Genomic DNA, 12,199 nt, shown 5'->3' with positions numbered 1-12,199 from the left:
TGCGCTGCTGGAAAGGGTTCCGTCGCTATCCGCTAGAAGTGGCGGAGGCGTGGGCGTGAGGCATCAGATTCGTTGATGGGAGATACGCTTCCCGTTGATGGGTTCGTCGGCTTTTCCATGGTCTTTTCGATCGACCGCGTGACGAGGTCGCGCGAACCGAGACCAATGGCCAGCGAGAGTGTCAGCACGATCCCGCCGAAGAGGATGCCGAAGGCCAGATCAATGATTGAGCCGCCTACGCCGATATGATCGAGCGCCATTGCGGAGGCAAGCACCAGCACGAGCCACTTGATGCCGAGCGAAAGGAAGCGCGCGTATTGCAGTTGCGCGTTCACTGCGCCGACAAGAACGCTGCGGGCGAGGAAGCGCGCCGCCAGCGAGCCGAAGAAGAGGATGATCGTCGCGCCGATAAGGTGCGTGAAGTACGGCAGCAGCAGATAGGAGACGTTCGTGTTCGAGGAGAACGCCTCAGAGAATGCAGTGAGGCCAATGAGCACGCCGATGAACAGGCAAAGCCACATGATCGTGCGCGAGACGATGAGCGTCGGTGAAGTCGAGGGCGTCCAGGCAGAGGCTGTGCTGCTGCTGAAGCGTTCGTCGAAGCGCAGCGCGGTGAGTACGCGCTTGACGAGCATCGCGATTACGACGCCTAGTAGTCCGATGATGAGCACGGCGACGAGGAACGCCGCGATACCCGGCAGGAAGTTTACCAGCGTCACCACGGCGCGGTGCATCGACTGGCTTAGTGCGGTAACGATTTGCTCTCCCATGGGAGTCGGTCCTTTCATTCAATGCGTCGGTCGCGCAGCGTTGGGGCGATGAGCTTAGGCTATGGGTTGAAGCGATCTGGCCAACGCCAACGCGCTACTAGATACGGCTTCTCGCGCTCGAAAGCCTGGGCGACATTTTCGGCTTGTCGGGCAGCGCGTTCGCGGTCATCACCTACGGCGCGAATGTAGGACGCGACCCACGCGAGGTACAGCGGAGTCATGGCGCCGAGCAGGTGACTGCGGTTGAGTGTGCGTGCATGGAAGGCCAAAACGAAGTCATAAACGACACGCGCCCAGAGACTCGCGTCGAAGGAGAACTCTGCTGCCGGCAAACGAGAGAGCTTCTTCACGGCCAGCAGTGACTGCGGCGGAAGCACGATGGCCCACAGTTCCGTCAGGTTGTTGCTCGCAAGCTGAAATGCGTCGAGCATCGACGCGATCTCATCTGTGTCAATCACCGGAAACGTCTGGTCCGCCGTCGTGCCCGGAGTGGATTCGTTGAGCACCGCGCGGCCGCGTTGCCAATAGCTTGCCTTGGCCTCAATGTCGGCGAAGAGAGATCCCGCAACGGCAGCCAAGAGCGCGTTGAGGTCGGCTTCCGTAGGTCCGGGCAGCACGCGGTGCGGCATCGCTACCTGGCGCACCTGATAGCCCGCGATCGCAGCCTCGGCCACGGGCCAGATCAGCGACTCTGTACCCGCACTCTGTGCGCGCCGCGCGAGCTGCGCGAGTCGTGCGAGCATGCGTGGCGAGAGAGCTACATCCGCAGGGAGCGCGAGTTCGATGTCCGTAGTGAACAGCGTGCGAGTAAGCGGATAAATAATGGCCTTCGTTACCAGCGCGTCGTGCGGTTCGAGCGGATACATCGGCACCACGAGATCAATGCCGCTGGAGACGGTATCGACCATCGAGCGCAGACCTTCAAGAGGCAGCGTGGTGGTGTCAGTGCCGAGCAGCAGCACCGCGGTTGCCTGTTGCTGCTGGCTCAGCGCTGCGGCTGCGAGATAGTCGCTCGCGCCGAGCACCCATTGAAGCTGAGTGCGCGCGGGTGCATAAGAGACGGAGTGGTAGTCGCTGCTCTCCTGCGCGCCGGCAAAGACCAGTTGCGACGCGTCAAAAGCATGCAGCAGGTAGTGCACGATCTCAGTGGTCTGCTCGGTAGACATCATCGGCAGGCACACAAGAATCTTGCCCGTCGCCGCGCGGCTCGTCGTGTCGTTCATCGTTTCTGGGGAAAGGGATGCGGTCGCCATAGATTCGTCAGTCTTCGATTACTCCCATCCCTCCGCGATAGCCAGCAAGCCCTCGAGCGGGATCGCCAGCCATGCCGGACGATTATTCAATTCGTACAGAAGCTCGTAAGAAGCCTTCTCAAGCTGCAACGCTGCGAGCAGGCGCGTAGCGACAGAACGCGCGGGAATCAAGGTAGCATTCTCTGCAATGGCAAGATCATACGCCTGCATGAACGCGCTCGAAGCGGCGAGCTCCCACTGCCTGGCGGCTTCCGGTGAGGCGTTTGGCTGTTGCTGTAATGCGGTATGAGCTGCATAGCTCAAAGAACGCAACATGCCGGCAACGTCCTTGAGCGGCGACTGTTTCTCGCGACGTTGATCGAGTGTACGAGCAGGCTCGCCTTCGAAATCAACGATCAGAAAATCCTGCGCCGAGCGAAGTACCTGGCCAAGGTGATAGTCGCCGTGAATGCGGATCCGCTGACCGAAAGCTCCTGCCTGGAAGGTGAGCGCATTCAAGGCGCGGGCCAACTTCGTGCGCTGTGCGAGGAGAGCGTCGGCCATCTCGCGCGTGCGGCCTTCGAGCGTGGGCTGCTTTGCCGCGAGCGCGTCGAATGCCTTTGTCACCTCTGCGGTGATGCGCGCGCGATCTTCGGCGAACGCATTTTCGCTGTAAGGAATCGCAGCGAAGGAGGGATCGTCCGTAGGCGTTGCGAGCGCGAGATGCATCTCCGCGGTGCGCTTTCCAAGCAGTCGAATCGCATCGAGCGATTCATCAGCGCCCGCCGATGCAAGATGACGACCGAGCGCATCGAGCACCCACTGCCAGCCGTCGCCTTCGTTCGCGGCGAAGCTTTGCAGGAAGGCCAGCGTCGTCTGGTCTTTCTTCACATGCAGATCGCCGAGATACGCCGGGATGTTGGGGAAGTGCGCTACATCCGTGAGGAATCGCGTGATCTCCACATCCGGGTTCTCGCCTGCGCGCACGCGGCGGAATAGCTTCAGAATGGCTTTTTGGTCATAGAGGATCGACGTGTTCGACTGCTCCGCAGATCCGAGGCGCGACACTTCGTTCGCCAGCGACATGGCGTCGAGCGAGGCCGAGCGTGAGGCATCGAGCGAGACCGAATGCGATTGATCATGCTGTGCCGGGGCCGATGTTTCGCGCGTAGACGGCGAGGATTCGAGGATGATGCGCAGCAACGAATCACGGAATGCAGCGTTCGCAACCGCATCGTAGAGCACCGCCGCAGGCTCGCCCTTGATGGAACCAATGATGTTCTTCGGCGTGTTCGTCTGAAGCGCTTCAGCCTCCCCACCGCGCGCGATCGCCAGCGGAAGTTGATACTGCTCGTCTTCGCCCGCCGCATACACCACATCAATCACTGTCAGTAGCGCGTCGGTGTGAGGCACGGGCGTGGATGTGAGCACTCGTACCTCGCGCACCTCGCGCGACTTGCTTCCAAACCAGCGTTGTTGCGGCAGATATTGCTTCAACATTTCCGAGAGAGCAAACCTCTCAGGCGACTCGATCAACTGAGAAAGCGTGATCGCTTCTTCCGTTGGTGCGGCTGCTGTCGGCGCATACTTCACGGCTGCGGCCGGACGCGCTGCGGGAGCGGGTTGCAGCTCCAGCCAGAAGAAGCTGTAGGGTGCGAGCGTCAGCGCATAAGGCGACTCGTCAATGGTGGGGAAGGGCACATAGCCGAGCATCTCTACCGGCTGGCGGCCTGCAAACTTGCTGAGGTCGAGTTGCACCGGCTGTGCAAAGCGCGAGAGGTTGGCGACGCAAAGAACGGTTTCTGATCCGCGTTCGTCTTCATAGGCGCGCACGTAGGCAAGCACCTTGCGGTTCTCCGGATGCAGGAATTCGAGGGAGCCACGGCCGAATACGTGGAAGAGTTTTCGCAGCGCAATCATGTTGCGCGTCCAGTGCAGCAGCGAAGAAGGGTCGCTCTCCTGCGCCTCGACGTTGATCGCCTGATAGCCCCAGATGGGGTCCATAATGACGGGGAAGTAGAGCTTCGCGGGGACGGCTTTCGAGAAGCCGGCGTTGCGATCCGAGTTCCACTGCATCGGTGTACGCACGCCGTTGCGATCGCCGAGATAGATGTTGTCGCCCATCCCGATCTCATCGCCGTAGTACATGATGGGCGTGCCGGGGAAGCTGAAGAGCAACGAGTTCAGCAGCTCGATGCGACGACGATTGTTGTCGACCAGCGGAGCCAGACGGCGACGGATGCCGACGTTCACGCGCATGCGCGGATCGGACGCGTACGCCATATTCATGTAGTCGCGCTCGTCGTCGGTCACCATCTCGAGCGTGAGCTCATCATGGTTGCGCAGGAACAGGCCCCACTGACAGTCGGGCGGAATCTCCGGCGTCTGCGCCATGATGTCGGTGATCGGAAGACGATCTTCCTGGCGCAGCGCCATGTAGATGCGCGGCATCAAGGGGAAGTGGAATGCCATGTGGCACTCATCACTGTCGCCGAAGTAGGGCCGCACATCGGCTGGCCACATATTCGCTTCGGCGAGGATTAAGCGGTTCTCGTATTCAGCGTCGATGACGGCGCGAATCTCTTTGATCTTGACGTGCGTTTCGGGCACGTTTTCGCAGCTTGTGCCGTCGCGCTCCACGAGGTACGGAATCGCGTCGAGGCGAAGACCGTCCACTCCCATGTCCATCCAGAAACGCATGGCGTTGAGGACTTCGTCCATCACGCGTGGATTGTCGAAGTTCAGGTCAGGCTGATGAGAGAAAAAACGATGCCAGTAGTACTGTTGCGCAACTTCATCCCAGGTCCAGTTCGATTTCTCCGTGTCGGTGAAGATGATGCGCACACCGTCGTAGAGCTTATCCGTATCGCTCCACACATACATCTCGCGTTCGGGCGAGCCCTTGGGCGCGAGCCGTGCGGCTTGGAACCACGGATGCTGATCGGAGCTGTGGTTGATGACCAACTCGATCATCACCTGCATGCCGCGGTCATGCGCTTCGTTGAGGAACTGCTGAAAATCTTCGATGGTGCCGTAGCTGGGGTTGACCGAGTTGTAGTCAGCAATGTCGTAGCCATCGTCGCGCAGGGGCGAAGGGAAGAACGGCAGCAACCAGAGGCATGTGACGCCGAGCGCCTGCAGGTAGTCCAGCTTCGAGATGAGCCCCTGGAAGTCACCGATGCCGTCGCCGTTGGAGTCACAGAACGCACGGACGTGCAGTTCATAGATGACGGCGTCTTTGTACCAAAGTGGATCAGTGGCGCTGCAGGGCTTTTTCACTCGCGGTGGCCTTTCGTGCGTGGCTTCCTTCGGTTGGATGCCGTGTGGGGCCCAAAACGCTGTTCGTCGATTCGGTTTCGTCCAAAGTTGATTGCCTCGTGAGCGACGCGGCTCGCGAGGCAATCAACTCGATGACTATCCTCGGATGCGGAAGACGTGCGCGACTGCGGTCTCGGGCTTCAGCGCCACGAAGTTCCACTGGTTGTTCCAGTCGTACTGCGTACCGGTCAGCAGGTCCTCTACCGTAAACGCGCCACTCCACGGCAGTCCCAGCGCTTCCATGTTCAGATCGAGCCACGCGCTCTGTTCGTGCTGATGGTCGAGGTTCACGATGGTGAGAATGACGTCTCCCGTCGCCGAGCGCTTCGAATAAGCGATGATCTGCTCGTTCGGCGAGGTGTGGAAGACGAGGTTCTCGTTGCGCTGCAGCGATTCATGTGCGCGACGAATTTCGTTGAGCTTGCGGATGTACGGCGCGATCGAGATCGGGTTGCTGCGGTCCCACGAGCGCAGCTGATACTTCTCGCTGTCGAGGTACTCTTCGCTGCTCGTCTTGCCGGGCGAGGGCTTTGCGGGGCGGCCCTCGCAGAGTTCGTACGCCGGGCCATAGATGCCCCAGTTCGCGCTGAGCGTAGCGGCGAGCGTCGCGCGCAGCTTGAACATCGCGGGGCTGCCGGTCTGCAGCTGCTCATGCAGAATGTCCGGCGTGTTCGGCCACACGTTCGGACGGAAGAAGTCCCGCACCGGCTCGTTGCAGATCTCCGTGAAGTACGCTTCGAGGTCGGCCTTCGTATTGCGCCAGGTGAAGTAGGTGTAGCCCTGCGTGTAGCCGCCCTTCGCGAGCGAATACATGACGTGCGGACGCGTGAAGGCCTCGGCGAGGAAGATCACGTCCGGGTTCTTCGCCAGCACCTCTGCGATGCACCACTCCCAGAAGGGCAGCGCCTTGGTGTGCGGATTGTCTACGCGGAAGACCTTGACGCCGCGGTCCACCCAGAACTTGAAGACGCCGTAGAGCGCATCCCACAAGCCTTTCCAGTCCTTCGACTCGAAGTTGAGCGGATAGATGTCCTGATACTTCTTCGGCGGATTCTCTGCGTACTGGATGGTGCCATCCGGGCGGATGATGAACCAGTCTGGATGTTCCTTCACCCAGGGGTGATCGGGCGCGCACTGGAAGGCGATATCGAGCGCGACCTCAAGGCCGTTCATCTGCGCCGCGCTCACGAGGTCCGCGAAATCATCGAGCGTGCCAAGTTCCGGCAGGATTGCGGTGTGTCCGCCTTCCTTGCCACCCACGGCCCAGGGACTGCCTACATCACCCTCTTCGGCGGTGACGGAGTTGTTCTTGCCCTTGCGATACTGCACGCCGATGGGGTGAATCGGCGGCATGTACACGATGTCGAAGCCCATGCGTGCAATCTCGGGAAGACGCTCCACGACATCCTTCAGCGTTCCGTGGCGGCCTTCGATCGGCGAGCAGGAGCGCGGGAAAAGCTCATACCAGGCCGAGAAGCGCGCGCGTTCGCGATCTACCCACAGCGGCAGCTGCGGCTCGAAGGTGGTTGCGTAAGCGAGATCGGGGTACTGTGCGGCCAGCGCGAGCACGTCGGGCTTGATCGGATTTTCGTAGAAGGGAAGGTTCGATTCCGCCAATGCGATCAATTGCTCTGCGGTGAGCTTGAGCTTGGCAGCATCTTTGCCCTTGGCGCGCTTCGCTGCCGCTTCCAGATGGTTGGCGCCGATGCGCAGCGCCAGCGGAATGTCTTGCGGGGAGTCGACCTGTGCACCGAGGCGCTTGTCGAGGTCATGCACCCAGGTGTCGAAGTGGTCGATCCAGGCTTCGACCGTGAAGACCCATGAACCCATCTTGTCGACGGTGAACTCGCCTTCCCACAGATCATTCGGCAGTGAGCGTAGCGGCTCCGAGCGCCACTTCTTGTCCTTCGCCGGCTTGTAGAGCACACGCGCTGAGACGTGGTCGTGCCCGTCTGCAAAGGCCGCGCACTGCACCTTCACCACGTCACCTACAACACGCTTTGCGGCATAGCGGCCAGCGTTCACGCTTGGCGTTACGGCTTCAATGACGACACGACGACGGCCTTCACTCGGTTTCATCAACAACGTCCTCTTCCTTCAGAGTAATCCTCTGGCTTTGGATGCAGCTTCTGTGGGGAGCGTGCGTCCTTCTGCTGCAAAAGCGCATCCCACAGAAGAACGTAGCCAGAGCGCACCTCCGTTTTACCGCAGATCGGTGAACGTGTGTGTCGTACGGCCAAGGTTCAGGGGAGGCAGTCTTGTTTGGATTCGGTAAAGCGAAGCCTGAGCCGTTGCACGGCGCACGCATCGAGGATTACGCCATCATTGGCGACCTGCAGACCGCTGCCATGGTCAGCAAGGAAGGCTCGATCGACTGGCTCTGCTGGCCGCATTTTTCGTCCCCTGCCTGCTTTGCAGCGCTGCTCGGAACGGCAGAACACGGCTTCTGGAAGATCTTCCCGGAGTCGCGCAAAGAGGTCTCCAGCACACGTCAGTACGAGCAAGGCACGACGATCCTTGTAACCCGCTTCGTCACCGAAGAGGGCGAGGTGGAACTGATCGACTTCATGCCACCGCGCGAGAAGTATTCCGACGTCGTGCGCATTGTTCGTGGCGTCCGCGGCAAGGTGAAGATGCGGATGGATCTTCGCCTGCGCTTTGACTACGGTCTCACCATCCCCTGGGTCACTCACTTTGACCGTGAGATACGCGCGATTGCAGGACCGAATCTCGTGGTGGTTCGCACTGTTTGCAGTAAGGGAGCCACGGCAGAGCTGCACGGCGAAGGACTCTCCACCGTCAGTGAATTCACGGTGAAAGAAGGCGACAAAGTCTGCTTCAGCATGACGTATGCGCCTTCGCATGAAGAGGTGCCGCCTGCGATCAACATCGAGCAGGCGCTAGACGATACGCGCGCGTTCTGGGGTGAGTGGATCAAGCCTCTGGCTTATCAGGGTCAGTACCGCGAGATGGTTGAGCGCAGCATGATTACGCTGAAGAGCCTCACGTACAAGCCTACGGGCGGCATGGTCGCGGCTGTGACGACAAGTCTGCCGGAGTGCATAGGTACCGGGCGCAACTGGGACTATCGATACTGCTGGCTGCGCGACACTGCATTCACGCTGATGACGCTGCTGAATGCAGGATTCACGGAAGAGGCCATCTGCTGGCGCGAATGGCTGCTGCGCGCGGTGGCTGGCTCCCCTGATCAGTTGCAGGTGCTCTACAGTATTTACGCGGAGCGTGACCTGCAGGAGCGCGAGCTCACATGGCTTCCGGGCTACGAACACTCCTCGCCTGTACGCGTCGGCAACGCAGCTGCGCAACAATTTCAGCTGGACGTCTTCGGCGAAGTGGCGATGGCACTCAGCCGTCTGCCGCTGATTCAGGGAGACCTTCGTACGCCAGCGACGGCGCTGCAGGCTGCGATTATCGATCACGTCTGTAAGATCTGGGACCAGCCGGACGACGGCATCTGGGAGGTGCGTGGCGAGCGCCAGCACTTCGTACATTCGAAGATGATGGCGTGGCTTGCACTTGATCTGGCGATCAAGCATCACGACCGCTTCGACGGCAAAGGTGACGTGAAGCGCTGGCGCAAAAATCGCGAGATGCTGCACGAAGAGATATGCAAGCGCGGCTTCAACAAGAAGCTCAACGCGTTCACGCAGACCTACGATGGTGACACGCTGGATGCATCGCTGCTGCGCATCACGTTCATTGGATTTCTTCCTGTCGATGATCCGCGCATCCTGGGTACGGTGCGCGCGATTGAGAAGAACCTCATGCACAACGGGCTGGTGCAGCGCTACGACGTGAAGAAGTCTCCCGATGGGCTTGAAGGCGGCGAGGGTGTGTTCCTCGCGTGCAGCTTCTGGTTGGTGATTGCGAAGTCCCTCATCGGAGAAAAAGAGGAAGCGCGTGCGATGTTCGAGAGATTGATTGCGCTGCGCAATGACGTGGGTCTGCTTTCGGAAGAATACGATCCACTCGCGAAGCGAATGCTGGGCAATTTCCCGCAGGCGCTCTCTCACATTGCGATGGCTCACGCGGCCTTTGCAGTAGAGGGCATGTGGGACGAGAACAGTCTGCACGTGGAGCTGTCGCGGCAGTAATGGAGCAACCCGCGACGGCTCTCGCGCCGTCATACAGAGAACGACTCGCTGCTTATTGATGCAGCTCCCAGCAAAAGCTGTGCGTATGCGCGGCACCAACTGTTTAGGAGAGTGCCTTGGCGCGCGTTCCCACTTCTACGTATCGTGTGCAGTTTCACAAAGACTTCACGTTTGACGATGCCATCGCGATCGTTGATTATCTGCGCGCTCTTGGTATATCGCATTTCTATGCCTCGCCTTATCTGCAGGCTGCTCCGGGCTCGATGCATGGCTATGATGTTGTCGATCATCGACGCGTGAATGAAGAGGTCGGCGGCGAAGAAGGGCATGAGCGCTTCTGCAGCGCGCTGAAGGATGCTGGCCTCGGCCAGGTGCTCGACATCGTTCCAAATCACATGAGTCTCGCCCGTCAGAACAAGTATTGGTGGGACGTTCTGGAGAACGGCACGAACAGCCGCTACGCCAGCTTCTTTGACGTGGACTGGAACTCGCCGGAAGAGCGCCTGCGCGACAAGGTTCTGGTGCCAATCCTTGGCGACCAGTATGGCCGCGTATTGAAGTCGGGCGACATTCGCATTGTTCGTATGGGTGCGAGCTTCACGGTGATGGTCTATGATCAGGAGCTTCCCGTCGCGCCGCAAACGCTGGCTCCGCTGCTTTCGCGCGCAGCCGACTATGCTCGCAGCGACATGTTGAACTTTCTCGCGGCGAGCTTTGCGCGTTTGCCGCAAGCTGAGTTCTGGGACCGTCGTCTCATCCTGGCGCGTCACCGCGATCGCAATGTGCTCTTGAAATTGCTGGAGCGTCTCTGCGCGGAAGAAGACAACGTCTGCCAGGCGATCGATCGCACGGTGAAGGAGTTCAACGCGAACGCCGATGATCTCGACGCGTTCCTTGCCGCGCAGAACTATCGACTCGCCTTCTGGAAGGCCGCGGATCAGCAACTCGGCTATCGCCGCTTCTTCGATGTGAATACGCTGATCGGCCTTCGCGTTGAGCGCGAACATGTGTTCGATGAGACGCATGCGCTCATCATCAAGTGGTTGAAGGCCGGTGTGCTCGACGGCGTGCGCATTGATCATCCCGATGGTCTTCGCGATCCGAAGCAATACTTCGAGCGTCTCCGGTCCTATGCGCCGGATGCGTGGATCGTCGGTGAGAAGATTCTCGAGCCCGGCGAGTGGATGCGCTCGGAATGGCCGATCGAAGGTACCAGCGGATACGACTTCCTCAACCTCATGCTGGGTACGCTGATCGACTCGGACGGGCTTAAAAAGCTGGGTGAGCATTACAGCGTATTTACTGGCGATACGACGCCGTTCCCCACCGTCGCGCACGACAAGAAGATCGCCGTGGGGCAGGAAGCGCTGGGCAGCGATGTCAACCGGCTCGCCGACATCTTCGTGCGCATCTGCGAATCGAACCGCGAGTACCGCGACTTCACGCGCGCGGAGTGCCGCCGCGTGGTGCGTGAGGTGGCTGCGTGCTTCTCGGTGTATCGCACGTATGTCATTCCGGACCGCAAGGAAGTCATCGAAGAAGATCGCGAGCGGATCGCGAGCGCGATTCAGTGCGCGAAGGATAATCGGCAAGATGTGGACGCGTCCTTGTTTGACTTCATGCGCGCGGTTCTGACGCTCGAGATCGAGGGTAAGAACGAGTCGGAGTTTGTCTATCGATTCCAGCAGTACACCAGCCCCGTGATGGCGAAAGGCGTGGAAGACACGGCCTTCTACTGCTCGAATCGTTTGACCGCGATGAATGAAGTGGGCGGCGACCCTGCCTGCACGGGCTTCTCGCTCGATGAATTCCACGGATACCAATTGGAAGTGCAGCGATCCACGCCGACGACGATGACGACGTTGAGCACTCACGACACCAAGCGCAGTGACGATGTGCGCGCGCGGCTCGTGGTGTTGAGCGAGATACCCGACGAGTTCGCGCAGGCAGCACGCACATGGCAGGAGTTAACTGCGGCTTATCGATCGCCCCAGGTGGATCCTGGCACGGAGTGGTTCCTCTATCAGACGCTCGTGGGTGCCTGGCCTATCGACGCGGAACGTCTGCGCAACTACATGCAGAAGGCAATGCGCGAGGCCAAGCAGCGCACGAGTTGGGTCAACAACAACGCGGAGTATGAGAACGCCGTCGCGGAGTTTATCGACAAGCTTCTCGCGGACGCGAAACTCGTGGCTTCGGTAGAGAATTTCGTGAATAAGCTGCAACCTGCCGGCCGTGTGAACTCGCTCTCGCAAACGCTCGTGAAGTGCACAGCTCCGGGTGTTCCGGATCTCTATCAGGGCGGGGAACTGTGGGACTTCTCCCTCGTCGATCCTGACAATCGCCGTCCTGTGGACTACAAGCAGCGTCAGGCTCTCTTGCAGGAACTACCGAAGCTGGATGTATCCGATGTGATGGCGCGCATCGACGAAGGACTACCCAAGCTTTGGGTGATACACCATGCACTGCATCTGCGCGCGAAGCGTCCTGAGAGTTTCGCGGATGAGGGTGAATACACGCCCCTGAAAGCGAGCGGGACGCAAGCGGAACGTGTGCTCGCGTTTGTGCGCGGTGGCGATGTGATCACGGCGATTCCGCTGCGTAATGCTCAGTCGCGTACCTGGGGTGACACATCGTTGACCTTGCCGGAAGGTTCGTGGCGCAACCTTCTCACGGATGAGTCCTGGCGTGCAAAAGTGCGGATGGAAGATATGTTCGCGAAGTTTCCCGTCGCGTTGCTGACGCAAGAATCAAAGGCCTGAAC

At 59.9% G+C, this 12,199-nt stretch carries 6 protein-coding genes; 2 read left to right on the top strand and 4 right to left on the bottom strand.

What is annotated here, in order from left to right; all coding sequences use genetic code 11:
* Window positions 1-32 precede the first annotated feature (32 nt).
* From OHL11_RS11320 to OHL11_RS11305, 4 genes are all read right to left on the bottom strand, one after another.
* Window positions 33-770, bottom strand: a complete 738-nt coding sequence (locus tag OHL11_RS11320; RefSeq protein WP_263371614.1) for a hypothetical protein — start codon at window positions 768-770, stop codon at window positions 33-35.
* 59 nt (window positions 771-829) lie between these two features.
* Window positions 830-2,023: a hypothetical protein gene (locus OHL11_RS11315; RefSeq protein WP_263371613.1), complete on the bottom strand. Its 1,194-nt coding sequence runs from the start codon at window positions 2,021-2,023 to the stop codon at window positions 830-832.
* Window positions 2,024-2,041: 18 nt separating this feature from the next.
* Window positions 2,042-5,281 (bottom strand): maltose alpha-D-glucosyltransferase, encoded by a 3,240-nt coding sequence (treS, locus tag OHL11_RS11310; RefSeq protein ID WP_263371612.1) that lies wholly within the window; start codon window positions 5,279-5,281, stop codon window positions 2,042-2,044.
* Between the two features lie 135 nt (window positions 5,282-5,416).
* Window positions 5,417-7,399, bottom strand: a complete 1,983-nt coding sequence (locus OHL11_RS11305; protein WP_263371611.1) for an alpha-1,4-glucan--maltose-1-phosphate maltosyltransferase — start codon at window positions 7,397-7,399, stop codon at window positions 5,417-5,419.
* A 179-nt stretch (window positions 7,400-7,578) separates the two neighbouring features.
* Between OHL11_RS11305 and OHL11_RS11300 the strand changes: the two genes are divergently transcribed.
* Together OHL11_RS11300 and treY are read left to right on the top strand one after the other, a co-directional pair.
* On the top strand, window positions 7,579-9,435 hold the full coding sequence (locus OHL11_RS11300; protein ID WP_263371610.1) for a glycoside hydrolase family 15 protein: 1,857 nt from the start codon (window positions 7,579-7,581) through the stop codon (window positions 9,433-9,435).
* A gap of 116 nt (window positions 9,436-9,551) precedes the next feature.
* A complete protein-coding gene (treY, locus tag OHL11_RS11295; RefSeq protein WP_263371609.1) occupies window positions 9,552-12,197 on the top strand; it encodes a malto-oligosyltrehalose synthase in 2,646 nt (881 codons plus the stop codon).
* The last annotated feature ends 2 nt before the right edge of the window (window positions 12,198-12,199 follow it).

Source organism: Granulicella cerasi (assembly GCF_025685575.1).
GTDB classification, from domain to species: Bacteria; Acidobacteriota; Terriglobia; order Terriglobales; family Acidobacteriaceae; genus Granulicella; species Granulicella cerasi.
Note: the sequence above shows the minus strand (reverse complement) of the source record. Positions and strands in the feature narration are given on the sequence as shown.

Coding starts and splice junctions, on each gene's coding strand:
- OHL11_RS11320 (WP_263371614.1), bottom strand. CDS start 770: ATGGGAGAGCAAATCGTTACCGCACTAAGCCAGTCGATGCACCGCGCC.
- OHL11_RS11315 (WP_263371613.1), bottom strand. CDS start 2,023: ATGGCGACCGCATCCCTTTCCCCAGAAACGATGAACGACACGACGAGC.
- OHL11_RS11305 (WP_263371611.1), bottom strand. CDS start 7,399: ATGAAACCGAGTGAAGGCCGTCGTCGTGTCGTCATTGAAGCCGTAACG.